At 66.2% G+C, this 23,495-nt stretch carries 22 protein-coding genes and 1 tRNA gene; 15 read left to right on the top strand and 8 right to left on the bottom strand.

The genetic code is table 11. From position 1 onward, the window contains the following. Nucleotides 1-29: 29 nt before the first annotated feature. The gene (locus tag ACYVO7_RS09585; RefSeq protein ID WP_460449614.1) at nucleotides 30-353 is read right to left on the bottom strand and encodes a hypothetical protein; all 324 of its coding nucleotides are present in this window, start codon (nucleotides 351-353) and stop codon (nucleotides 30-32) included. Between the two features lie 137 nt (nucleotides 354-490). Between ACYVO7_RS09585 and ACYVO7_RS09580 the strand changes: the two genes are divergently transcribed. From ACYVO7_RS09580 to ACYVO7_RS09535, 10 genes are all read left to right on the top strand, one after another. Then, nucleotides 491-575 (top strand) — tRNA-Leu (locus ACYVO7_RS09580). A gap of 141 nt (nucleotides 576-716) precedes the next feature. Continuing rightward, nucleotides 717-1,994 carry a tyrosine-type recombinase/integrase gene (locus tag ACYVO7_RS09575; protein WP_460449613.1) on the top strand — a complete coding sequence of 426 codons (1,278 nt, stop codon included), beginning with the start codon at nucleotides 717-719 and terminating at the stop codon, nucleotides 1,992-1,994. Nucleotides 1,995-2,358: 364 nt separating this feature from the next. Then, a complete protein-coding gene (locus ACYVO7_RS09570; protein WP_460449612.1) occupies nucleotides 2,359-2,595 on the top strand; it encodes a helix-turn-helix transcriptional regulator in 237 nt (78 codons plus the stop codon). After that, complete coding sequence (locus tag ACYVO7_RS09565; protein ID WP_460449611.1) at nucleotides 2,595-3,164, top strand: hypothetical protein; 570 nt, start codon at nucleotides 2,595-2,597, stop codon at nucleotides 3,162-3,164. Before ACYVO7_RS09570 ends, ACYVO7_RS09565 begins: the two co-directional genes overlap by 1 nt. Beyond that, complete coding sequence (locus ACYVO7_RS09560; RefSeq protein WP_460449610.1) at nucleotides 3,164-4,786, top strand: phage/plasmid primase, P4 family; 1,623 nt, start codon at nucleotides 3,164-3,166, stop codon at nucleotides 4,784-4,786. The genes ACYVO7_RS09565 and ACYVO7_RS09560 overlap by 1 nt, the downstream gene beginning before the upstream one ends. Next, nucleotides 4,783-5,661: a hypothetical protein gene (locus ACYVO7_RS09555; RefSeq protein ID WP_460449609.1), complete on the top strand. Its 879-nt coding sequence runs from the start codon at nucleotides 4,783-4,785 to the stop codon at nucleotides 5,659-5,661. The genes ACYVO7_RS09560 and ACYVO7_RS09555 overlap by 4 nt, the downstream gene beginning before the upstream one ends. Continuing rightward, nucleotides 5,651-5,905: an HGGxSTG domain-containing protein gene (locus ACYVO7_RS09550; RefSeq protein WP_460449608.1), complete on the top strand. Its 255-nt coding sequence runs from the start codon at nucleotides 5,651-5,653 to the stop codon at nucleotides 5,903-5,905. Before ACYVO7_RS09555 ends, ACYVO7_RS09550 begins: the two co-directional genes overlap by 11 nt. A 47-nt stretch (nucleotides 5,906-5,952) precedes the next feature. Next, nucleotides 5,953-6,312: a hypothetical protein gene (locus ACYVO7_RS09545; protein ID WP_460449607.1), complete on the top strand. Its 360-nt coding sequence runs from the start codon at nucleotides 5,953-5,955 to the stop codon at nucleotides 6,310-6,312. Between the two features lie 1,038 nt (nucleotides 6,313-7,350). Next, the gene (locus ACYVO7_RS09540; protein ID WP_460449606.1) at nucleotides 7,351-8,361 is read left to right on the top strand and encodes an ornithine cyclodeaminase family protein; all 1,011 of its coding nucleotides are present in this window, start codon (nucleotides 7,351-7,353) and stop codon (nucleotides 8,359-8,361) included. Continuing rightward, nucleotides 8,358-9,161, top strand: a complete 804-nt coding sequence (locus ACYVO7_RS09535; protein ID WP_460449605.1) for a phosphate/phosphite/phosphonate ABC transporter substrate-binding protein — start codon at nucleotides 8,358-8,360, stop codon at nucleotides 9,159-9,161. The genes ACYVO7_RS09540 and ACYVO7_RS09535 overlap by 4 nt, the downstream gene beginning before the upstream one ends. Here the strand turns inward: ACYVO7_RS09535 and ACYVO7_RS09530 are convergent. The 6 genes from ACYVO7_RS09530 to ACYVO7_RS09505 all read right to left on the bottom strand — a co-directional run bounded on the left by ACYVO7_RS09530 (nucleotide 9,158) and on the right by ACYVO7_RS09505 (nucleotide 14,643). Next, nucleotides 9,158-10,126 carry an ABC transporter ATP-binding protein gene (locus ACYVO7_RS09530; protein ID WP_460449604.1) on the bottom strand — a complete coding sequence of 323 codons (969 nt, stop codon included), beginning with the start codon at nucleotides 10,124-10,126 and terminating at the stop codon, nucleotides 9,158-9,160. The genes ACYVO7_RS09535 and ACYVO7_RS09530 overlap by 4 nt on opposite strands. Nucleotides 10,127-10,142: 16 nt before the next feature. After that, a complete protein-coding gene (locus ACYVO7_RS09525; protein ID WP_460449603.1) occupies nucleotides 10,143-10,775 on the bottom strand; it encodes an ABC transporter permease in 633 nt (210 codons plus the stop codon). Between the two features lie 16 nt (nucleotides 10,776-10,791). Continuing rightward, nucleotides 10,792-11,421 carry an ABC transporter permease gene (locus tag ACYVO7_RS09520; protein ID WP_460449602.1) on the bottom strand — a complete coding sequence of 210 codons (630 nt, stop codon included), beginning with the start codon at nucleotides 11,419-11,421 and terminating at the stop codon, nucleotides 10,792-10,794. Beyond that, the gene (locus tag ACYVO7_RS09515; protein ID WP_460449601.1) at nucleotides 11,418-12,950 is read right to left on the bottom strand and encodes an HAL/PAL/TAL family ammonia-lyase; all 1,533 of its coding nucleotides are present in this window, start codon (nucleotides 12,948-12,950) and stop codon (nucleotides 11,418-11,420) included. Before ACYVO7_RS09515 ends, ACYVO7_RS09520 begins: the two co-directional genes overlap by 4 nt. Before the next feature lie 27 nt (nucleotides 12,951-12,977). Beyond that, nucleotides 12,978-13,856 carry a glycine betaine ABC transporter substrate-binding protein gene (locus ACYVO7_RS09510; RefSeq protein WP_460449600.1) on the bottom strand — a complete coding sequence of 293 codons (879 nt, stop codon included), beginning with the start codon at nucleotides 13,854-13,856 and terminating at the stop codon, nucleotides 12,978-12,980. A 91-nt stretch (nucleotides 13,857-13,947) separates the two neighbouring features. Beyond that, nucleotides 13,948-14,643 (bottom strand): DUF1684 domain-containing protein, encoded by a 696-nt coding sequence (locus ACYVO7_RS09505; RefSeq protein WP_460449599.1) that lies wholly within the window; start codon nucleotides 14,641-14,643, stop codon nucleotides 13,948-13,950. 705 nt (nucleotides 14,644-15,348) lie between these two features. On the opposite strand from ACYVO7_RS09505, the gene ACYVO7_RS09500 reads away from it, so the two are divergent. From ACYVO7_RS09500 to ACYVO7_RS09485, 4 genes are all read left to right on the top strand, one after another. Continuing rightward, nucleotides 15,349-16,026 (top strand): MBL fold metallo-hydrolase, encoded by a 678-nt coding sequence (locus ACYVO7_RS09500; RefSeq protein ID WP_460449598.1) that lies wholly within the window; start codon nucleotides 15,349-15,351, stop codon nucleotides 16,024-16,026. 369 nt (nucleotides 16,027-16,395) lie between these two features. After that, complete coding sequence (locus tag ACYVO7_RS09495) at nucleotides 16,396-16,971, top strand: SOS response-associated peptidase (protein WP_460449597.1); 576 nt, start codon at nucleotides 16,396-16,398, stop codon at nucleotides 16,969-16,971. Between the two features lie 238 nt (nucleotides 16,972-17,209). Further along, on the top strand, nucleotides 17,210-17,617 hold the full coding sequence (locus ACYVO7_RS09490) for a lipocalin-like domain-containing protein (RefSeq protein WP_460449596.1): 408 nt from the start codon (nucleotides 17,210-17,212) through the stop codon (nucleotides 17,615-17,617). A gap of 235 nt (nucleotides 17,618-17,852) precedes the next feature. Then, a complete protein-coding gene (locus ACYVO7_RS09485) occupies nucleotides 17,853-19,007 on the top strand; it encodes a TadE/TadG family type IV pilus assembly protein (RefSeq protein WP_460449595.1) in 1,155 nt (384 codons plus the stop codon). A 242-nt stretch (nucleotides 19,008-19,249) separates the two neighbouring features. Here ACYVO7_RS09485 and ACYVO7_RS09480 read toward each other — a convergent pair whose 3' ends face one another. After that, nucleotides 19,250-20,659: a TadE/TadG family type IV pilus assembly protein gene (locus ACYVO7_RS09480; RefSeq protein ID WP_460449594.1), complete on the bottom strand. Its 1,410-nt coding sequence runs from the start codon at nucleotides 20,657-20,659 to the stop codon at nucleotides 19,250-19,252. Between the two features lie 2,115 nt (nucleotides 20,660-22,774). Between ACYVO7_RS09480 and ACYVO7_RS09475 the strand changes: the two genes are divergently transcribed. Next, nucleotides 22,775-23,176 carry a DUF4214 domain-containing protein gene (locus ACYVO7_RS09475; protein ID WP_460449593.1) on the top strand — a complete coding sequence of 134 codons (402 nt, stop codon included), beginning with the start codon at nucleotides 22,775-22,777 and terminating at the stop codon, nucleotides 23,174-23,176. The last annotated feature ends 319 nt before the right edge of the window (nucleotides 23,177-23,495 follow it).

Genomic DNA, 23,495 nt, shown 5'->3' with positions numbered 1-23,495 from the left:
GGAGCGGGCCTCGTTCGCGCAAGACGGCGTCAGTCGCAGGACTGCGTGGTCGTGGTCTTCGTGTCGCCGAAGGAATTCTGCTTCTGGACGGTCTTGGACGAGCAGTTGGAGACGGTCCCGGTCTCTACCGGAGCGCGCTGCTCGACGATGACCTTGTCGCGGTTCGGACCGGTCGTGGCGCCGCCGACCACGCCGCCCACGCCCGCGCCCACGGCCGCTCCGACGGGGCCGCCCACCACGCCGCCCGCGATCGCGCCGGTGGCCACGCCGGCGGCCGCACCGCTGTCGTCCGCATAGGCGGGAGCGGCGAAGACGGCGGCGAGCGCGGCGGCGGCGATGACGATGGTCCTCATGATTGTCCTCCTTTGAAGATGAACGTCCGATGAGAACCAACGCAAGCGTCGCCGCCCTGTTCCCGGAGGGCGGAAGCCGCAGGCGATTGACCTGCCGCAGCGGCCGGCTATAGTCCCGCCGCCTCCCGAAAGGGCGGGCCCCTGTGGCGGAACTGGTAGACGCGACCGACTCAAAATCGGTTTCCGCAAGGAGTGCTGGTTCGATTCCGGCCAGGGGCACCAATCCGACATCCATTGCAGTCCAGCTGAAACCAAAAACCCGAGGCTATCCTTGGGTTCTTGTGTTGGGATCATCCGAGATGAGATGATGCCGTCCATCGCAGTCCGACACAGAATGTGGGACTAAACGTGGGACAACGGCCTATGCCCAAACTCAGCGCTCGTCAGGTCGAGACCATCAAGACGGAGGGGCGCTACGGCGACGGGGGCGGGCTCTATCTCGTCGTCGCGGACAGCGGCGCGAAAAAGTGGGTTTTTCGCTACCAGCAGGCCGGGCGACGACGGGACATGGGCCTAGGCGGCTTCCCCGACGTGCCGCTCTCGGCGGCCCGTGAGAAGGCAAGCGCCGCACGCCGCGCTGCCGCCGCAGGCGAGGACCCCATCGCCAAGCGGAAGGCGGACGCCGCGCGTGGCCGCCGTCCGACCTTCCGCGAGATCGCGGCCGAGGTGATCGACCTGGAGCAGACCAAATCGACCAACGCCAAGGTCAGATATCAGTGGAGCCTGCTCCTGGGCGAGGCTTACTGCGGCTCGATGCTCGACCGCATGGTGGACGAGATCACGACCAGCGACGTTGAGCGCGTTCTCCGGCCGGTCTGGCACGCCAAGCCTGAGACGGCGCGCAAGCTTCACCGCCGGATCCGCCGGGTGTTCGAGCACGCGCGCGTTCGCCTGCGGGACGGCTTCGGAATCAGCATGGCGGAGAACCCGGCGCGGTGGGACGACCTCAAGGCGCTTGGGTTCTCTACGCCCGAGAAGCTGAGCCGTGGACCGCAGCCGTCGCTGGACTACGCCGAAGCGCCGGCCTTCCTCGCCGATCTTCGGCAACGCCGGACCATGGCTGCCCGGGCGCTCGAACTTCTGCTCCTGACCGCAGTCCGGACCGACGCGGTCCGGCGAGCGGAATGGCGGGAGTTCGACCTCGATGCGGCCTTGTGGACCATCCCGGTCGAGCACCTTAAGGACAAGCGCACCCGCGCGGAGCCGTTCCGCGTTCCGCTGGCGCCGGTGGTCGTCGACATGCTGCGCAGCATGAAGGAGCAGCGGACGTCGGCGACGTTTGTCTTCCCGAGCCCCAGGGGCGACCAGCCGATCAGCAACATGGCCATGCTGACCCATCTTAAGAAGATGAACTTCAAAGCCGATGGCGGCGTCTGCTGGCGCGACCCGCGCGACGGACGCCCGATCGTGCCGCACGGCTTTCGCGCCACCTTCCGCACGTGGGCCGAGGACCAGACCCACTTCCCCCGCGCCGTCATTGAACAGGCGATGGGCCATCAGGTCGGGACCGAGGTCGAGCGAGCCTATCGGCGGACCGACGTGTTGGAGAAAAGGCGCGCACTGATGGGAAACTGGGCCACCCACTGCCTTCCCGCACAGCAGGCATCTGTGAAGTTATCCACAGTATCTTGCGGCGGATGAAAACCTACACAAACACTATGCAAGTATAACGGGTGATATACCACTGAGACTGGATCAACAGAAAAAGTAGATGATACTCCCGAAAAGCGAGCTATTCGACACGCATTTAGCGCCTCCCTGATCTATTGAAGAAATAGCGCAAGAGTCCAGTGACGTCCGGCAGAAGATCGCCTAGGGTCAGCTTGTCCGGCCGAACGGCTGACCGACAAGAAAAGAGCCGCCCGGTCGGCAAACCGGAACGGCTCTCTGGGGTCTCCCCCGTGCTCTGCTAGGAGCGGGTAAACCCTACGCGTGACAGGCGCCCGGTGCAATCCCGGCGCCCTGTCCAGGCTTGTCGTTATGCAACGCCAAGAGCGAGGGTCTCATGACCGCTTCGAACGATAACGCGCGCCTCCTGGGCGGCGTCGCTCCCCTGCCCGAATCCGGGTTTCTCCGCCTCACCTCCATCCTCGCCCCGCGCGGCCCCATCCCCGTGTCGCGGTCGACGTGGTGGGCGGGGGTCTCGCGCGGGCGCTATCCGCAGCCGGTGAAGCTCGGGCCGCGCATCACCGCGTGGCGCGTGGAGGACATCCGCGCGCTGATCGAGAAGGGGGCGGGCTGATGCACGGTTTCTTCTTCCCCCTCACCGAAGTCGACAAGCGCCACGCCGATTGCGACCCGGTGTCTGAGAGCCACGTCGACTGGTTGACCCGCCAGGGCATCCCCAGTTCTGCGCTCGCCGCTCCGGACGACCTCAAGCACGCCATTGTGCACTTCACGGGCGCGCGGTTCGCCTTCCAGGATGAGGTCGGTCCGGACGAGGAGAGCGAAGGCGCGCTCATCTTCCTGCTGCGCGATGCGGACGGGCGGCCCTTCGACCTCGCGGCGTGGGCCCCGCGTTCCGGCCGATTGGGGACGTGGTGCGGCCGAGCCGCCGTCCTCGGCGATCCGCTCGGCCCGCGCCTTCAGGATCACGGGGCTCTGCCGGTCCACCCCGACCCCCTTGGCTGGCTGCGGTCCGGCCGTAAGGGCATCGTGATCATCGACCGAGTCGCCGCCGCGCGGGAGCTGCATGATCTTGGCCAGCTCGCGGCCATGGGGGGCGACTGCCACGTCCGTGAGTTGAACGCGCTGTTCAAAGGTCTCCTCCCCCGTGTGATCTCCGGGGCCAAAACGGCGGAGGGCGTCTGATGGAGGCGCGCATCTTGCCCCTGGCTCTCGCGGTGTTCGGCTCCGTCCCGGATTTGGCCAGCGCCCTCTTCGGGCTTATCCTGCTCATCGTGCATGCTCGTGTTGGCCTGCCCTTCCCGCCCCGGAGCCTGTTGCACTGGCGGTTCAACGAGGGGCTGACGATGCTCATGCCGGGCGGTTCTCGCGCCGTAACACCCATTGCAGCCCCGATCGGCCCAGTGCGCTTGGCGTCGACCTCGGCGGCATCGGGGTGGGGTGGATCGGCCATGGCTGATCCTCCGGCCGATTCCCCCTTGGTGACGGTCAAGCCGCTCCCCTCGGATATTGAGCTGTTTCCCGGGCGCCAGGACCTCGTCACCCAGGATGGTGTTGCGCAGGCCTTCACTCGGCGGTTCAAGGACCGACTGCGCTACTGCTTCAGCAAGGGAGCGTGGTTCGAGTGGGACGGAACGCGCTGGCGCATCGACAGCACGGACAGTGCGCTTCAGCATGCGCGAGAGATCGCCCGGGAGCGTTCCCGCTCCAGCCACGGAGCCGAGATCAGACAGGCCAGATCCCTCGCCTTCGCCAAGGGCGTCGAAAAGCTCGCGCGAGGCGCGATGAAGGCGACGGCGGCCAATTGGGACGTCGATCCCTTCCTACTCGGCACACCCGGTGGAACGGTGGACCTGAAGACGGGCATGCTGCGTTTGGCCGATCCTCAGGACGGGATCACGAAAGTCACGTCGGTCGCGCCTGCGCCGACGGCCGAATGTCCGGGCTGGACGGCGTTTCTCCACGAGGCGCTGGGCGGAGACGCCGAAGTCATCCGCTTCTTGCAGCAGTTTTCAGGCTACTGCCTCACCGGCGTCACCCGTGAGCAAACGCTGCTGTTCCTGCATGGGCCTGGGGGGAACGGCAAAAGCGTGTTCCAGGAGGTGCTCATCAGCGTGCTCCACGAGTATGCCGCGACGGCCCCGATGACGGCGTTCACGGCGTCAGCGCACGAAAAACATCCGACCGATCTCGCGATGCTTGATGGCCCTCGCCTCGTCACCGCCTCCGAGACCGAGGTCGGACGCGCATGGGATGAAGCTCGGATCAAGCAGCTCACTGGCGGCGACCGGATCCGGGCTCGATTCATGCGCGAGAACTTTTTTGAGTTCACGCCGAAGTTCAAGCTGATCGTCGCGGGAAACCATCAGCCCAGGCTCAGGGTGGTCGACGACGCCGCCCGCCGGCGTTTCGCCATCGTTCCGTTCATCGTAACCCCGACTGTTGTTGACCAGCACCTGACCGAGAAGCTCAAGCAAGAAGCGCCCGGGATCCTGCGGTGGATGATCGATGGCGCGCTGGACTGGCAGACCTCCGGCCTGTTGCGGCCAGCGAGCGTTACGTCTGCCACCGAGACCTACTTCGCAGACCAGGACGTCTTCGGTTCTTGGATCGGCGAGTGCTGCGAGATTGGCGACGAGGGTTATACGGCGAGATCGCGCGAGCTGCGGATGTCCTACGAGCAGTTCTCTGAATCTGAGGTCAGCGCGAGGACGTTTGCATCTCGGCTGCAAAGTCGAGGGTTTGCTGAACACCGCTTTAGCGACGCTCGCGGTTTCCGAGGCATACGGTTGAAGCGTGACGCATGACGGATCATGACGCGAATTCCATGATCCTGAACCTGCACGCATCTAAGATCGATGATGACGAAAACGCGTCATCTTGCGTCATGCGTCACGGGGCCGAGGAGGTGACCGCCGCTCCCTCCAATGTGGCGGCAACGGGAACTTCGCCCATTGCGAATTCGGTGGGGCCGACCAACCCAGAACTCCCGGACGGCGGCGAGAGGCTTGGGCGAGCAATGCCGTCCAAGAGCATCCGCGAACCGCCTCCGCCGCACCGGACCACACGGGCCGAGCGCCGCGCCATGCGCAAGGAGCGGCCCCGAAAGGCGGCCATCCAGGTGCCCGAGGTCCGGCTGGGCGAATCCCTCGACGGGCGGCCGATCATCCGTCCGATCCATGACGACGAAGAAGGCTGGATGACAGTCGCACGCCGCGCCTTCGGGACGGTGTCCGACAGCTTCGTTCGGACCCAGATCCGGTTTGTCTCGCGCGGCCTGCGCACGGGCATGCTCGGCGAGAGCACCGATGCCGTGGAAATGAACGCGGCCCTGGCGCTGATCGCCGGCATCCAGCCAAAGGACGAGTTGGAGGCGGCCCTGGCCACCCAGATGGCCGTCACCCACGTCGTCGCCATGCGCCTCCTCGGGCGCACCGGCGTGACCGATCCCACGCTCCCGCATTTCGCGGCGACGGGAGTGGTCGCCACGAAGTTCCTCCGGGCCTTCTCCGGGCAGGTCGAGGCGCTGGCGAAGCTGCGCCGCCCGGCGGTGCAGACCGTGCGGGTCGAGAGGGTGACGGTCGAGGCCGGCGGGCAGGCCGTCGTCGGGCTCGTCAACAACCAGTCTAGCCGGCGCCGGCGGGGGGCCCAGAAACTCGCGAGGCGACCCCATGAATCGTGAGACCAGCCAGACTGAAGGGCTGCGCAACGCGCCCCGGTGTGGGGCGCGGACGCGGGCCGGCCAGCCTTGTCAGAAGGCGGCATTGCGGGGAAAGAAGCGCTGCCGGCTGCACGGCGGGGCGCCCGGGAGCGGTGGTCCATCCGGAAACCGTAACGGCGCATTCCGGCATGGCCTCGCCACACGGACGGAGACCGAAGCGCGGCGCGCCCTCTCGACGCTGCTGCGCGACGTCAAACCGAATTAGCGACGTGTTTACCTGCAACAACCCTCGTCGAAAACAAGAGGAACGCTATGAGAAATTTTTCACTTGGCAAATTCTTGAATGACAATGTCCACGAGCTCGACGCTGTCAAAACCTCACGCGATGCAGAGCCGTTTCTGCGAAGATTTTTGGCACAAGCGGCTCGAGATCTCGCAGAAACTTTGTTCTTGAGCCTTTCGTTAGACTTGGACCGAATGAAGATGTTTGCAAGTGACATCACAAACCCTGCTACTCAACGTTTGCTCGAAGGAGCCGACAGGTTGCTGGAGCAGCTCGAAATTCCGGCGGATTTGCGGGCTGACCTGCAAGCCTTCCAGCTCAAGGTCTTTCAGGATGAGCTAATTAGGCTCGCTGACGAGTCGGTTGTATCCGAGACGAGCATTCAATGACGCTGCGCTCCGATGGGGTCAGATGTCGCGCGCTCAAACCCGCGGGCGCATCAAAAGGCGCACGCCTCTCGAGCCCGGAGCCGCTCGCCCCATTTTGCGCAAAGTGCGGGCAGGACGGAAGGACCAGGGGGCCGTACATTTCTCATCGTGTCCGCTCATGGTACGATGGGCTTCGCCGGAGGAGGTGAAGCTGACGCCGCCCAGGATTGAGCACTGCTGCGTCGCGTGAGCGCCAGCTTCAACGGATACGGTGGCGCGTGCCTTTCGCGTACCCCGTCCTTGAACCCTCGCCATGCGCTCCTCCACCAATGCGGCCGCGGCGATGCCCCGGGATGTCCGACGTGGCTTACCCCGGGACGATGGTGCGCTACCGCCCGGCCTGCGCCGCCCGTTTTCGGTCGAGGAGCGAAAGAACTGGTTCTCTCTTACCCATGCCGGCGGAATCCGGGTTGCGGCGGTCCATCACGACGACCCGGATGCCGGAGACCTCAGCCGCGACGAGGCGCGTTGAATCGCGGCAGGGATCAGACGGCTTTGAGACGGGGGTCAGCCGTTGCCGATGAGCTTCCAGGCGAAGGCCAGCGTAGGGCTTGCCACCAGCATGGCGGCGGCGGCGCCGAAGCGGAAGAGCAAGGTCGACATGAATTCCTCCTGGGATCGAGATCGGGCTCTTAGCGAAGTTCCGCAAGCGTCTCAGCGCGGATCTTGTAGACGCGACTTAGCTCGCAGACATCGATCTCGTACGACCCGTCATTCCAGAGCATCGCCGAGAGCTTCCCCGCCTTGATCGACCGCGTGATCGTGGTCTTGCCCACGCCGGCCAGCCGGGTCGACTGCGAAGCCGGCCCCAATCGCTGACGCGATGCAGCGCGACGCTCGGGTTCTGCTCGCGCCTGTCTACCGAAGTTCGCCCCGAGACGGCTTCAGTCGCCCTGGATTAGAGTGGAACCCTATCGCGCTCAGCGACTGACACTGGGACGAACAATGTAATGTTCCCCCGCCGGGGGCAGCCGGGGCGAGCGCCAGGAGAGCGACGGCATGCAGAAAGCCGAGATGTACATCCACTACCTGAACGCCATCGACGTGGAGGCCCTGCAACTCACGGACGCCGAGATCATCGCGGCCGTGGAGACGGGCCTCGCCGCGCAGGGGCGGGGCGAGACCGTGATCGAGCCACGCGTGCACCTGATGCCGAGCGCGGGCGGGAACGGCCATTTCAACGTGCTGCGCGGCGCCTTCCGGGCGCCTATCGCTCGGGCCGGCGTGAAGGTGATCGGCGACTTCGTGGACAACTACCAGCAGGGCCTGCCCTCCGAGATGGGGCTGCTGCTGCTCATGGACCCGCTGAACGGCGTCCCCAAGGCCATCGTGGACGGCAGCCATCTCACCGACATGCGCACCGGCGCGGTGACGGCGATCGGGGCCAAGCACCTGGCGCGCAAGGGCTCGCGGGTGTTGGGCCATATCGGCGCGCGAGGCACGGCCTACTGGAACGTGCGGCTGCTCGACTCGCTGTTCGACTTCGACGAGATCCGCGTCCATTCGCGGCGGCCGGAGAGCCGCGACGCTTTCGCCGAGCGGCTCAGCGCCGACCTCGGCAAACGCGTGGTCGCGACGCCGGACTGGCGCACCTGCGTGGAGGGCGCCGACATCGTCGTGGAGGCGTCGCGCCTCAACGCGCCCGAGCCGCTGCTCAAGACCGAGTGGATCAAGCCGGGCGCCTTCGTGGTTCCGTACGGCACCATGAGCGCCGTGGAGCTGTCGCTCACCGACATCATGTCGAAGCTCGTGGTGGACGACTGGGGCCAGTGCAAGGGCGGGCCTTTCGGGGCGCTGCGGCCGCATGTGGACGCCGGCAAGCTCTCGGCCGAGACGCTCCACGCCGAGATGGGCGAGATCGTCGCCGGCCGGAAGCCCGGGCGCGAGAGGGACGACGAGACGATCCTGTTCTGGCATCGCGGGTTGTCGCTGTCCGACATCGCGCTGGGGCACTTCATGCTCGAGAAGGCCGCCCGGATGGGCCTCGGCCAGCGGCTGCGCTACGCGTGAGCCTCGTCGCCAACGCCCGCATGTATGCGGTGAACGCCGCCGTGGCGGAGGCCTGGGCGGCGCTGTTCGGGCGGGTCGCCGCGATGTCGGGCGTCGCGCTCGAACCGATCCCGCACGCCGCGCCGGCGCCGCTGGAAGAGCTGTGGCGCCGGCCGGACCTCGGGCTCGCGTTTATCTGCGGCTACCCATTCGCGACCGGCGGCTTCGGCCTGGAGCCTGTGGCCGCCCCCATCCCGGCGAGCGGTGACGGGCGGCCCCACTACGCCACGCGGCTCGTGGCGCGCGCGGACGGGCCGATCCGGACGCTGGAGGACAGCTTCGGCGGGCGCATCGGCTGGACGGCGGAACACTCGCAGTCCGGCTTCCAGGCGCTGCGGACGCATCTGCTGCCCTATGCGGCAGGCGGGCGGCGGCTATATGCCCAAAGCGTCGGCCGCCTGCAGACGCCGCGGCGGGTGATCGACGCCGTTCTGTCCGGCGCCATAGACATCGGCCCGCTGGACTCGTTCTTCCACGACCTGCTGCTGGCGCACGAGCCCGACACGGCCGCGGGGCTGCGCATTGTGGCGACCACGGCGGCCCGCCCCATGCCGTTGCTGGCGGCCTCGCCGGCGGTGGGCGCCGCCACCCTTGCGGGCCTGCGCGCCGCCCTGCTTGGGCTCTCGCGGGACGACGCCGGCCGGGCCACTCTGGCGCGCCTCCGGCTGTCCGGCTTCGCAGCGGTCGACGCCGCCGACTACGCCGTCTTGCGCGACGAGGCCGAGGCCGCCGACAAGGCCGGCTACCGGCAGCCCGGCTAGGCCCGCGCGGCGCCTTCCGGGTGGGGGTTGTCGAGCACGCCCAGGCGCTGGATGGCGGCGAGCGTGAGCGAGCCGGCCGGCCTCCCCTCCCCGTCCAGGATGGTGGCGACGTCCCGGCCCTCGGCCAGCAGCGCCGACAACACGTCGCGCGCCGACAACGCGCCCGGCAACCGCAATCTGCCCCCGTCGCCCGGCTCCGCGACGTCGATGGCGCGCAGCAGCGACAGCCGGCGCAGGGCCCGGTCCGCCCCGACGAAATCGGCCACGAAGCCATCCACGGGCGCGGCCAGCAGTCGCTCGGGCGCGTCGTACTGGACAAGCCGGCCGTCGCGCATGATGGCGACGAGGTCGCCCATCCGGATCGCCTCGTCGATGTCGTGCGTGACCAGGATCACGGTCTTCTTCAGACGCCGCAGGATGTCGAGGAACTCCTCCTGCAAGCGCCCGCGCACGATGGGGTCGATGGCCCCGAACGGCTCGTCCATCAACATCACGGGCGGATCGGCCGCAAGCGCCCGGGCGACGCCGACCCGCTGGCGCTGGCCGCCCGACAGGTGGCGGGGGTGGCGCGACAGGAACTGCCCGGGCTCCAGACCCACCAGCGACAGCATCTCGGCGCTGCGCTCGCGGATGCGCGTCTCCGGCCAGCCCAGGAGGCGCGGCACGGCCGCGACATTGTCGGCGATGGTCATGTGCGGAAACAGGCCGACCTGCTGGATCACGTAGCCGATCCGCCGGCGCAGGCCGACCGGATCCACCGTCGTCACGTCCTCGCCCTCCACGATGATGTGGCCGGCGCTGGGCTCAATCAGCCGGTTCACCATCCGCATCGTGGTGGTCTTGCCGCATCCGGAGGGGCCGATCAGCACGCAGGTGCGGCCGGACGGGACCTCGAGGTCCAGCGCGTCCACGGCGGGCCGCGCCGCGCCCGGGAACTGCTTCGTGACACCCTCAAGCCTGATCACGCGCCAACGCCTTTCATCAGTCGCGAAGCCCCGTCGTGCGCGTCATCAGCCGTTCTAGCCCGGCGAAGACGAGCTCCACCGCGAGCGCCAGCAGCGCCACGGCGAGCGCGCCCGCCACCAGCTGCGGGAAGTTGAAATTGGCCATACCTGAGGTGATGAGCTCGCCGAGCCCGCCGCCGCCGATGAAGGCCGCCAGCGTGGCGGCCGACACGATCTGCACGGCCGCGGTCCGCACGCCCGCGAACACCACCGGCAGCGCCAGCGGGATCTCGATGCGGGTCATCACCTGCCGGTCCGAAAACCCCTGCCCGCGGGCGGCGTCGACGATGTCCCGGTCCACCTCGGTCAGGCCCGTATAGGTGTTCAGCAGCAGCGCCGGCAGGCCGTAGAGCGTCAGCGCCACGACGGAAGGCAGGAAGCCCGTTCCGAGCACCGGCAGCATGATCACGAGCAGCGCCAACGAGGGCACGGTGCGCAGGATGTTGACGATCCCGATGGCGACGCTCGCCAGCGAGCGGCGGCGGGTCAGCGCCAGCCCGAGCGGCAGCGCGATCAGCAGCACGGCGGCGAGCGCCACCGCCGAGAGCCAGAGATGGTTCTGCAGCGCCACGATGAAGATGCGCGGATTGTCGGCGATCCACTGCGCCATCAGGGCGTGCCGGCCATCACAGTGCGTCCGCCTGCGCGGCGCGCAGCCGCATCTCGACCCGGCGCAGGGTCTCGTCGCAGGCCACGGCCAGCGCCGAGGTCGCGATCGCGCCAATCACGACCTTCTCGCCGAAATCCTGCGTGATGCCCTGGAAGATGATGTCGCCCAGCCCGCCCGCGTTGATGAAGGCCGCCACGGTGGCGACCGACACCTGCGTGACCACCGTGATGCGCACGCCTGCCACGATCACCGGCATGGCGAGCGGCAGCTCGATGGCGAAGAGCCGCCGCATCGGCCCGTAGCCCATCCCCTGCGCGGCGTCGAGAATGTCGGGCGAGACCTGCCGCAGCCCTGTCGACACGTTGCGGATGATGATCAGCAGCGCATAGGCCACCAGCGCCACGATGGCGGGCCAGAAGCCGAGGCCGAGATAGGGGATGAGCAGCGCGAAGATCGCCAGCGCCGGCACCGTGTAGAGCGCGCCCGAAGCCAGAAGGATGAACACCGCGAAACCGGGCCGCCGGGCCGCCACGACGCCGAGCGGCAACCCGAGCGCGAGAGAGATCGCGAGGCCGACGCCGACGAGCTGGATATGCTCCCACAGGGCGACCAGCAGGCGGTCGTAGTTCTCGACCAGCCAGGTCATGCGGCCGGTTCCGCGGCGTCGAGCCGCCACGGCAGCCCGCCGTCGAGGATGCGCAGCGCCAGCGTTTCATACTCGCGTCCCATGGGCCGATCGTCGTCCAGCGGCGCCACGTCGGCGCGGACGAAGCCGTACGCAAGGGCGGCGCCACGGCCCAGCGCGGCCGGCTCGCGCAGGTCCACGGCCTGGGCGGCGACCACGAGCTCGATTGCGGCGAGCCGCGCGAAGCGGCGCACGGCCGCGTGGGTCTTCTCCACGATGCGCGGCGTCATGGGGGCGTAGTCCTCGACGCCGTCCGCCACCGGAAGGGTCAGCGCACCCATGGGATTGGCGAGGTGGCGGATCTCGGCCTCCAGCGCCGAGGCGGTTTTTTGCGTGGTGGCGAAACCCGAATGCGACCCGCCATGGCGGGTGAGAAAACGGGGGAGCCCGCTGGCGCCGGGCGACATCAGCTTGGTGACGCGCGCGGCCGAAAGGGCGGCGACATGCGAGAGCGCCAGCCCGGCGGCCTCCATCGAGAGGGCGAGCTCTGTGGTGTCGAAGTTGACGCTCGACAACATAGCGTCGCGTTCGGGAAGCACGACGGGGCTGTCGCCGACGCCGTTCAGCTCCGCGGTGACGACGGCCGCCGCCGCCTCGCAGGCTTGAAGGGCGCAGCCGAGCACGGGCGCGAGGCTCCTGAACGAGATCGGGTCCTGCAACCGGGGCGCGGCGCCCGGCTCGAACAGGGATGAACCCTCCAGCGCGCCCCGCATCGCGTTCACGCCTGCCGCATGGCCCTCCAGTCCGCGGAGGCGGCTCAGTTCGGGATCGAGCGGCGACAGGTTGGCGCGGTAGGCTTCCAGCGACAGAGCGCCCGCGAGCAGGCCGGCCTGCAAGACGGCGCGCAGGTCCGCGACGGCCAGCGCCGCGTGACCGATGCTCTGGGCGTTGCTGTTGATGAGCGCGAGCGCGTCCTTGGCGGCCAGCCTCACGGGCGCGAGCCCGGCCGCCGCCATGGCGTCGGCGCCCAGCATGATGGCGCCGTCGCGCTCGGCCTCGCCGTCGCCGATCAGCGGCAAAAAAGCTTGCGCGAGCGGGCTCAGATCCGCCTCGCCAAGGGAGCCGATGCGGCGCACGCAGGGCGTCACGCCCGCGTTCAGCATCGCCGCCACGGCGCTCACGAGCGGGGGAGAGATGCCGGAGGCGCCCCGGCACAGGCCGGCGAGGCGCGCCGCCAGCATGGCGCGAACTTCGTCGCGCGCCATGCGGTCGCCAACGCCGACCGCGCGGGCCCGGATGGCGCGGGCCTGGAAAGCCGCGATCTCGTCCGCGCCAAGGCGCGTGTCGACCGCCGCGCCGAGCCCGGTGGTCAGCCCGTAGACAGCGTCGTTGCGGGCGAGCGCCCGTTCGACCACGGCGCGGGCCGTCTCCAGCCGCGGCCCGACGCTAGCGTCGAGCCGCACTGCCGCGCCGCCGCGCGCGACCGCGACGATGTCGGCCACGCCGACCGCGGCGCCGCCGAGCACCACCGCGCCATCTGCAGGTTCCACCCCCACGGACCTGGCCCGACCCTCAGGTCACAGGCCTTTCGCCTTCAGGAAGGCGGCCGCCACCGTGCGGGGCTCCTTCTTATCCACCTCCACCTGCCGGTTCAGCTCCTGCATGGTGGGATTGTCGAGGATCGCGCCGACCTTTTCGAGCACGGCCACGACCTTCTCGTTGGCGGCGATGTCGGGGCGCACCACCGGCGCGAGGTAGTAGGGCGGGAACAGCGACTTGTCGTCTTCCAGCGCGATGAACTTTTCGGCCGCGATCTGCCAGTCGGTCGAGAAGCCGTTGGCGACGTCGACCTGCTTCTGGGCGAGCGCGTCGTAGCGCAGCCGGAGCGCGGCGAACTGCCTGAACTCCTGGAACTCGGCCCCGTAGACCTCCTTTAGGCCCTTGATGCCGTCGCGGCGATCCACGAATTCCGCGCCGGCGCCGAGCTTCAGCTTGGACGACGCTTTGCCGAGGTCGCTCAGGGTCTTGAGCCCGTATTCCTTGGCGGTGTCGGGCCGCACCACGATCGCGTAGCCGTTGTTGATGTTGGACGGCTTCAGCCAGGTCAGGTTGAACTCCTTTTCGTAGAAGGCCTTGACCATGCCGCGGACCTTCTCGGGGTCCGTCTCGGTGACGCCCTGGGCCTTCATGACGGCGTTGAGCCCCGTGCCGGTGTATTCGGGGTAAAGGTCGATCGCGCCGCTCTTCAGCGCCTCATGGGCGACCAGCGTGCCGCCGAGATTGATCTTGCGCTCGACCTTGAAGCCCGCGCCCTCCAGCGCCGCAGCGTAAAGCTCGGCGACCACGAATTGCTCGGTGAAGTTCTTGGAGCCGATCTTGATCGTCTGGGCGGAGGCGGCCGACACGAATACGAAGGTGAACGTCGCCGCCACGGCGAGAAAACGCGCGATACGCATGTGGATAACCCCCCGGAGGTTCATCCGGGCAGGCTATCCGTTGAACAACCCGGCGCAAGCACTCAATCGCGGAAGGCTCATCAACTCGCCGTCAGACCAGGCGCAGCCCCGCGGGTTCGCGGCGCGCGTCGGGGGCGTCGCGCTCGCCGGCCGCGATGGCCTGCGTGAGACGGTTCTCGACCGGCGACAGCGGGCAGACCCACGCTTCCGAATAGGCGCAGGAGGGGTAGTAGCTGAAGTTGAAATCAAGGATGAGCCGCCCGTCCTCGGCGGCGCCCAGATCCGCGCTCTTGATGGTGTCGAGCAGGTATCGCCCGCCCGCGAAGGTCGTCCAGCCATTGGTGGCGTCGTTGAACGGCAGGAACACGCCGCCTGCGTAGCCGCTGATCCAGTAGAGCGTCAGCTCCCGGCCGAGCGGCTGCTCCAGCCCCTGCGTGAGCGCAAAGGGCACGAGCGTCATCAGTCCGTCCTTCCCGGCTTCGGCGCGGATCGTCGCGCGTTCACGAGCAGGCTGCAGCCCCGCCGTGAAGCGCATCGTGGGATCATACGGGAAGTAGCTCACGCCTTCGAACTGGGCGCGCCGCGTCTGCGACAGCGGCGATTGGGCGTGGCCGCGGAACAGCCGGTCGCGGGTCTCGCGCCACAACGCCCAGCCTCGCTCGGGCTCCATCTTGCGGATGTCGGCATAGAGCTCGCCGATCGTGCGCCGCCAATCGAGCAGGCTCGCATGCAGATCGAGCTTCGCGCGTGCGTCGCCGCGCTCCCGAGCATGGTGTTCGTCCAGCATCGACGGCTCCTTGGAGCAAGGCGCAGCTCGCGCCGACCCAGAACGCATATGGAACGGAGGGGTTTCATTGCAAGCCGGCCAGGACCGAACATCCGGAGGTGACCAACTCGTCCACGCTCGCGCCAGGCGGCCGCGACGACGATGCAGGCGTGGCTCGGGCGAGCGCCCCTGTCATGTGCTCCTGGGCATGTGTAATCCACGCTGCCTAGGGATCCGATCCGGGGGGACGCGGAAGATGGCCACTGGACGCTATGTCGCCTACTACCGCGTCTCCACGCAGGAGCAGGGTCGACGCGGCCTCGGGATTGAGGCGCAACGCGGAAGCGTGTGGCGCTACCTTGATGCCGGCGAGTGGACGCTGGAAGACGAGTGCAGGGTGCGCGGCTCCATCCGCCTGGTAGCACGGCGGGGCCGCCGGGGCGTGGCTACCGCGACGTCGGAGCGATCAGCAAGCCAATGGCTCCGAAGAAGGATTTCTTGGCGGGTGCAACGGGTTTACCGTCCTTGCCTATGTCAATTGGGGCAGGGCGGGATTGCCTCCGCCTCTCATTCAAGAGTGGGGGTTCGACCATGTCGGAGTGCATCTGCGTTGCTTGCGGGATGCAGTACTCTCGGTCCATCACGCCGCCGCCCACCTGTGCCGTGTGCACCGACGAGCGCCAATTTGTCCCCTCCTCGGGCCAGTGCTGGACGACGCTTGAGGGCATGCAGAAGGCCCACAGCAACAAGTTTCGGCGCCTCGCCCCGGGCATAATGACCATCGAAACCACGCCGAGCTTCGGGATCGGGCAACGCGCATTTCTGCTGCGAACTTCGGCAGGCAACGTGCTGTGGGAGTGCATCTCCCTGATTGACGAGGCAACCATAGACCTTATCGCGGGACTTGGAGGTGTGACCGCGATCGCGATCTCCCACCCGCACTACTACACAACCATGGTGGAGTGGAGCCGCGGCCTCGGCGATGTCCCAATCTACTTGCACGCGGCCGACCGGCATTGGGTCATGAGGCCCGATCCCGTCATCCGGCACTGGGAAGGGGACGCCAACCCGATTGGCCCGGGGCTCACACTCCTCCGACTGGGGGGACATTTCGAGGGCGGCACCGTTCTTCACTGGGCGGACTGGGACGGGGGCCGCGGGGTGCTGCTGTCGGGCGATATCCTGCAAGTCGTTCCGAGCGGGCATGTGAGCTTCATGTGGTCCTACCCAAACCTGATCCCGCTCTCGGCCGCGAAGATCCAGACAATGGCGTCTCTGCTGGACCCTTATTCTTACGATGCCATCTATGGGTCATTCTCTGGGCGAGGCCAGATCGACACCCGCGGCAAGGAGATCGTCGCCGCTTCGGTTAGCCGCTACATCTCGAAAATCAGCGACGCTTAGCCGATGAATAAAGAGGCGCGGGACGCGAAAATGACGCCTGCAAGGGCGCTGCCGCAACTCCAAGCCGTGACCATCCCTGCTTCGGGCCGCGGTGACCACTCAGGTGGCGAACGTCGACTGCTGTGATCGGCGGGCAGTTTGGTCGTTGGCGCGAGACTGCTTCAAGTTTGCGCCGGCTTGGGCTAAAGCCGCCGCAACCGGTTTCAGGCTGACCGCGCGGCCGGCGAGCCTGCGATCACCGTTCACCGCGCATGGGACGACGTCACACATCTAACACCCCCGGCGACTTGACCGAAGGGTGGGGGGCGATGCCTGCGGGAACCAGTCAACCCGCATCGTGTTCCGCCAGGGAGGCTGGAGGCGGCGCGGATGTGCAACGACTATGGCAACCACATCCCCTACAGCGCCTATCTGGAGGCCTTTAGCGAGATAAAGATCCCGGTCTTCACGCCAAGCGGCGCGCCGAATCTGCAGCCGCGAGACGACATCTGGCCGACGGAGACTGCGCCGGTGATTCGACGCGTGGACGATGGGGTGGAACTGGCGCAGCTCAGGTGGGGTTTCCATCCAGGACGGCCCAAAGCTCGGCCCGTAATCAATTTCCGGTCGGAGGGACGGCGCTTCACCCATGGCCGGTGCCTTGTTCCCGCCTCGCACTTCTTCGAGTTCACGGGCACGAAGGCGCCGAAATCCAAGTGGCGCTTCACGATGGTGGGCGAGGATTGGTTCTGCTTCGCGGGGATTTGGCGGCAGTCCGGAACGGGAGGCGAGGCTTTCACCCTGCTCACCACGGCGCCGGGACCCGAGGTGGCGCCCATCCATGATCGCCAGATGGTCGTGCTGCCAAAGCACGACTGGATGGCGTGGCTTGATCTCACCCGGCCCGAGCCCGAACTGCTCAAGCCGCTCCCCCCTGGCAGCCTCAAGGTGGAGCAGGTGCGCTAGTGGGGGCTTGGGGCCGACCGGGCGTCCCTCCGTGGTCGGCACGGCGGGCTGGAACATTCCCCGAATTCGAGCCGTAAACTTTGGCGGTCCACGGCTGCCGCGTTTCGGTCGCTCCAGATCGGCGCCTTTGTTCCAGACGGATCCGCGACGTTCAAAGCTCGTGTAGACGGACGGCCATGACGGTGAGCGCCATGACGGCGGAGGGCGTATACTCTCGACAACAGAAGAGGAGAAAACGATGTCGTCGTCTCCTGTTGGTGTCTGGCGTTTGCGCTCCTTTGATCTCGCCGACACGGTGACAGGCGAGAAGCGACAACCGTTCGGAGCCCATCCTCAGGGGTGCCTCGTGCTCCATCCATGTGGTCGGATGATCGGGGTTCTGACCCCATCGGGACGCCCGATACCCGTTACGATTGAGGAGAAGGTCGCCGCTTTCGACGCCATGTATGCCTACTCGGGGATGTATCGGCTTGAGGGGGACACAGGAGAGGCATGCTGTCCGGCAAACCTTTCCCAAGGCTCACGTAGAACCAGAAAAATGCAGTCTTCCCGAGACCTGCCTCACTCAGAGCTGAATTCCTTTGTACCGCAAAGGCGCGCACGCCGGACAGCCACGCCCGATCCGCTCTCTAATGGTAAGTCGTAGTTTTCAGAAAGTCAGAGTGGACCAGGTGACGTCCAAGACGCCGTAAATGTTTTAAGAAATTGAAAAATTAGTTCTCGCCAAAAACGCTTGATGCTAATGAATGCGTGTTTACATTCAGAATCCTTTCACCTTTGGGCTTCGTTTCGATTGACGCATTCTCCCCGGACCAACCGAGGGAAACGCCATGCGCCGACTGCTTTACTTTGGTCGCGACACCTCCGCCGCCGCCGCGGTCGTGTTCTCGCTGACGCTCCTGCCCGTCGCCGTCGCCGCCGGCGGGGCGGTCGACTTCACCCGCGTTTACACCAATCAAGCCATCCTGCAGGCGCAGACCGACGCCGCCGCGCTGAAGGTGGCGCTGATGGGGCCGCTGGCCACTTCGGACCAGCGCAGGACGGCGGCCCAGGCCCTGTTCACGGACGCCAGGATCAGCGGCGCTTCCGTCGCGGTCACCTGGGACGGGCTGAACACCAGTGTGACGGCGACCCGGGATGTGCCCACGTCGCTCCTGAACGTCATCGGCATGAAGACCATCGCGACCAGCGCCCGCGCGACCGCGCAAACGACGCGGTCCGGCCCGATCGCCTGCGTGTTGGCGTTGAACCCCAGCGCCAACGACTCCATCCTGATTTCCGGGTCGTCGAGCCTCAACGCCGATGGCTGCGCGCTGTACGCCAACTCCATCAGTCCCAGCGCCATCTCGGTGCAGGGATCATCCCCGGTTCAGGCCGCCGGCTTTTGCAGCGTGGGGGGCTTTACCGGTCCGTCTTCTTTGACGCCGACGCCGCTCACCGGCTGCTCGCCGGTGGCCGACCCCTTCGCCAATCTCGCGAGGCCGTCCAGCAGCGGGTGCAGCTACAACAACCTGCAGGTGCAACCGAGCCAAACCAAGAGCCTCACGCCCGGTACCTTCTGCGGCGGGCTCACCATCAAGGGCACGGCGACCTTGGATCCCGGCGTCTACATCATCAAGGATGGGCCGCTGTCCATCGCCAGCCAGGCGAATGTGACCGGCGCAGGCGTCGCCTTCTACCTCACCGGATCGGGGGCCGGCTTCTCGATCAGCGCCGGCGGTTCGATTTCGCTCACGGCGCCCAGCAGCGGCCTCTATTCCGGAATGCTGATCATGCAGGACAAGGCCTCGAACGCCGGCGCAGGCGCTACGCTCAACGGCGGCGCGAACATGACCCTGACCGGCTCGGTCTACCTGCCCACCCAAACGCTGACCATCAATGGCGGAAGCGGCTTTGGCCAGTCCTCGTCCTTCATGCCGATCATCGCCGACCAGGTGAAGTTTGCAGGAAGCACGACCGCCCGGGCCGACCTGCAGAAGATGCAGACGTCGCTGCCCCTCGCCCACAGCCAGAATGGCGCGCTACTCACCCGGTGAAACGCCAGTCTCCGGCCCGCCCCTCCTCTCTCCCTCATCTTCAAGGACGATCCGATGTCAGGACTGAGCGATGCGCTCACGCGCCCCCTCGGCCATGTCGCCTGCGACTTGGCCAGGAAAGCGGCCTCGGGCTGCGCCGGCGCGGTGACGCAGGATGTTTTGGGCGTCATCATCTTCGCCGCCTTGATGCTGGCGTTCTCTGTCTGGTTCATTGGACTAGGGAGGACGCAGGGCTGACCCCGTCAGCGGCCGAGATAGGTCTGCTGAAGGGAGCTTGCGATCTGCGAGAAGGCGCTCTTGAGCGCGGCGGAGTCGCTGGCGTCGAAATAGTGGTCCGCCCCGGATGCGCATTGCTGCAGCATGTCCTTGGCTTGCGCATCGTCGACCATCAGGGCGATGCTGAAGATCTCGATGTGCTGGCTCTTGATGGTCTGGCACAGCGTCCCGCTATATTGGTCCGCCAAGGCGCGGCTGCCGCCGTTATGGGTGGGATAGGTCGGTGAGCGGGTGTTGACCCCATCCGTCATGAAGACCAGGACCTTGCGCGGCTTTTTATTCGCGCCCGACGCGTCATAGGGCAGCGCTTCGCCCAGGGGCTGGTCGGACGACAGCATGTTCAGTCCCCACACCAGTCCGGCTGGCGCGTAGGTTTCGCCGCTCGCCGTCATGGCGTTGATCGCCGATTTCACGCTGGAGTAGCTTTTCGTCAGCGGAACCAATGGCGCCCCGCAGGTGATGTTCATCAGCGCCGGATAGGGGACGCTCGGGCTGGCGTCCGTCAGGTTAAGCGGGTAGTTGCGCGAGCCCACGCACCCATACCACTTGTAAGTGTCGGTGCGGTTCGAGCAGGACGCCGGATAGCAGGTCGTCACCGGGCTTCCATATTCATACTGGCACTGCTGATAGGTGTAGGTGTAGGGGACGCCGTCATTGGAGCCGGTGCCCGTCATTGTCTGGCAATTGTAGACGCGCGTGACCGGCGAGGAGGTGTTGCAGCCCGCTGCCGTGCAGACCTGGTAGGTGTTGCTGGAGTCGGTCGCGCCGGAAATCCAAGACTGGTTGCGGTTCCCCAGTCCCACATTGACGTAGACGCTGAAGGGCACCAGTCCGATGCTGACGTCGGCCTTCGGATCGCTGGTGAGCGTATCGACCAGCGTGGTGGCGGCGGATTTCAGGGTGGTCAGTTTGCCCGATTGCGCCATGGATCCCGTATTGTCGAGCACCATGGCGAGCTCGATGCTACCGGTCACCGCCCGAAACGCTTGCGCCAACGCCCGGATCTCGGTGGTCGGCTGGCCGAACATCCTGAAGATCGAGTTGCGGACGCTCGTGCTGGTCTGCACCGTCACGGATTTGCCGTCGGGCGACAATGTCGCCGTGACGGTGAGACCGCCCGCAAACGCATAGCTCGGTTTCACCCGTGCATTGGCGTTCGTCTCGGCGGCGGACTGGACCTGATCAGCCGTGGCCGAAGAGGCGGCGACCGTCAGGGCCGTGGAATCGGTGATGCCCTGCAGGGCCGTCTGGGAGGTCGACGCCCGTGTGTAGTCGACGGCCATGCCGGCGGCCGCCAGCAACGGGATCACCAGAACGCTGAACAGGATGGCGGCTGCGCCGGAGCTATCCTCAGTGAAACGGGGGAAGACCTTCATGAACGATCCCAATCTCATGACTTAAGTTATTTGCGCCAGAAATGAAGAATCATTGAATCAAATAAAGTACGCAGATTGGGATTACGTAATTCTTGCCCTGATTGGAGAATGCGAACGCAGTGCGGGCGCCGGGACGGTCAGGCCCGAATCTAGAGCCGGATGAACAAGCTGCTCCTGCCGCTCCAGACCGTTGGTGGTGCGGCCGATGGACCGGTCCAGGAATAAGGCCCGGCGAAAGGATCTCACGGCCACCGATCCGCTGCTCGCGTAGATGTAGGGGGTGGGAGCGGAGCTAACTGTCGGGACTGGGGATCAAGCCATGTCTCGTCATATCGCCCGCCATGAAGTCCGGCTCTGCCCGCTTGGACAGGATGTGGCCGTAAGCGAGGCTGGCGCGGCCGTGCGCGACCTCCTGCACGAAGGCCACCGCCTGGCGGTCCAGGCGTCCAAGACTTCACTATTCGCAATCTTCGCGGCGGCCACGCACCCCGTCGCACGCAGTGCATGCTGACCGTCATGTTCGCCGGGGCGGCAGCGTTGCTGGTCAGGGAGCCGCGTTAGGAAATTGGCCCGCGCATGGCTCTGGGCGACCGCCCCCTGTAACATCGGCCTGCCATGCCTGATCCAGGCAGGGCTTCTCGCGCTGTTGGGCTCGGCGACCGGAGTCGCTGGCCACGCGAGCGCGCTCGGCAGACGATGAACCGGGCCATGAACAACGCCCGACAGAAGGACTTCGCGGCCATCGATCCGTTGGCCGCTTAAGTCTCAGACCGCTCTGAGCTCGAGCACTGCGAACGCGTTCCTGGCTCAGATTGCATTTGCCTTTGGGTGATCCGACGGGCTTGAGTTCACCTCAGGCCAACAATTCGCGATTCATGGCTGGGCGGTTGAGGACTGATTAGGGCACATCCGAATCCGCTCTGGGAGCGGGCGTGCTCTCTGGCGTATCGCCCCAAAATCTGCGCGCGCCGGTGCGTATCGCAGTCGGCGTTGTGGATCAGCGCAATCGCCGCCTTGAGCTCAAAAAGACAGTAGCCTCGCTCGGCGGCGGCCTCGCGGGGATCGAACTCGTCCCAAAAGTCAGCCCAAAACGCATGTTCGTTGGCGGCCTCTAGGCGACGGTCCACCTGGGGCAAGTCGCAGGCGAGCGCTGCGCCTAAAATTATGCTCCCGAACATGGCTGCCAGCACTGCCCGGCGGGTCACGGCAAAGGGCTCTCATCCCGCCGGGATAGCGCCTGTTCATGCCGTGACAGAAGCTGCCTCAGCACGGCGCCACAATGCTCATCTTGGACAGCAAGGCTGCCACACGCTTGGCTCACGTTGTCCTGAACAAATTGTGCGTAGTTGGTTAACGAGGCGTGGTGGAGGCGCGCTCCTTCGATGAGACACACGCCAACAATACCGCCTAGAGCAGCCAATCCCAAGGCGGCCATCAGCCTCGGCCCGAAACGAACGGGTGTGGGTCTGAAATCGATGCTGCTCAAGTGGCCCTCCAGGTGAACGGGCGGGTGGCGCAGCGAATAACCTGGCCTTTTTACAACCTTTCTGTCGCTCGTACGATGGCCTGAATGGCCTAGGACGCCGGTCGCTGTAGGTCCTTTGGCCCCAAGGTGGCGGGCTGAAGCTCTCCGGACTTGCTGTTTGGCGAGCGCCACCGGCCGGCCCTCCTCGCCAACGCGACCGCACGGGTGCTCACATTGGCGGGATCCCGGCGAGCCCTAGTCCGTTGAGGACCCAACCGCTCCTGCCGCGTGCAGGGGTACGGGGTCCTAAGCTCGAAAGGTCGAAATGATGAGGAATGCATTTTGGGCGGCGTTGGCCGTCGGTTGCGCCATCTCGTCCGCGGGCGCGAGAGCCGCAAATTCAGACCGAACCGCACCACCCACTGTCGCGGTTCAGTGGTACGGAGAGCCGGAATGGGGCCGCCCGCGCTGGGACGAAGACCGCCGACGCGAAGAATGGCGGCGCCACCATTGGCGCGAAGAGCAACTGAGACGTGAAGAGGCCAGGAGACGGTGGGAGTGGCGGCGCCACCACTACGAGGATGACAACGATGATTGACCGGTGATGCGCACGCAAAGCGGTTGGAATCAAAGCCTCCTGGGGAAGCTCAATGTCACACGACCAAAATCAGGCCATCGACGTCGCCCTTCTCTACGAAGCCGGCCTCGGCCGGCCCTACGATACTCCTGGCCTAAATTATTGGATCCATGAGGCCGACTTTGTCCCACTACCCGAGATTTCCTACTCCCTCCTCGTCAGCAACGAATTCACCGCGAAGTTCGGACCCGCTTACCAGATCAGCACAGATGCCTTTGTTGGCGATCTGTATTCGAACGTGCTTGGCCGGCCTCCGGAGGCAAGCGGATTCAACTACTGGATCTCTGTCCTGGAGAGCGGCCAAGCCTCGCGCGAGGACGTGCTCATTTCCTTTTCGCAGAGTCAGGAGAACGTTGCGCAGTCGCCTTACGTGTTTTCGCTGCACCAGGTTGCGCCGGGCTACTGGGACGTGTGACGTCACCCGACGACACGGTTCTCCGTTTCGTTGAATTGACGGGAGCGGGGCGAGAGGCCCTGCCGGAGCTGGGGCGGGGGTGCCGATTGTAAGAAGTCGGCGCGGACCTAGAAATCACAAACGTGCGATGTTGTAGTCACTCATTCCGCCCCAGAACAGAGGCGATTAGGGGGCCGGCGGCCTCCTTGACACGCCGACCCTAGCAGATGAAATTCGCCTTCTGGGGACTGCGATCTCCCCACGAGGCTTCGGCCGAAGCATCGCGTCCAGGTCAATCCAACCAAGGACGCGCCATGCCTTCCATCAGCTCTATCTCGAT

The sequence above is a fragment of the Alsobacter sp. SYSU BS001988 genome, assembly GCF_054796215.1.
The sequence above is the reverse complement of the archived record's forward strand: the minus strand, read 5'-3'. Positions and strand labels throughout refer to the sequence as shown.